The sequence below is a fragment of the Enterobacter sp. 200527-13 genome (assembly GCF_027924865.1).
Taxonomy (GTDB): domain Bacteria; phylum Pseudomonadota; class Gammaproteobacteria; order Enterobacterales; family Enterobacteriaceae; genus Enterobacter; species Enterobacter ludwigii.
Map to the genome: position 1 here is coordinate 1 of NZ_BSCM01000033.1, position 230 is coordinate 230.

The 230-nt window shown below is 55.2% G+C and carries 1 pseudogene; it reads left to right on the forward strand.

From position 1 onward, the window contains the following. A pseudogene (gene tuf / locus QMG44_RS24250) lies at positions 1-230 on the forward strand (elongation factor Tu); the annotation flags it as partial.

Consider the following 230-nt stretch of genomic DNA (forward strand, 5'->3'; position numbering starts at 1 on the left):
CTGCTGTCTCAGTACGATTTCCCAGGCGACGACACCCCAATCGTTCGTGGTTCCGCGCTGAAAGCGCTGGAAGGCGAAGCAGAGTGGGAAGCGAAAATCATCGAACTGGCTGGCTTCCTGGATTCTTACATCCCAGAACCAGAGCGTGCGATTGACAAGCCGTTCCTGCTGCCAATCGAAGACGTATTCTCCATCTCCGGTCGTGGTACCGTTGTTACCGGTCGTGTTGA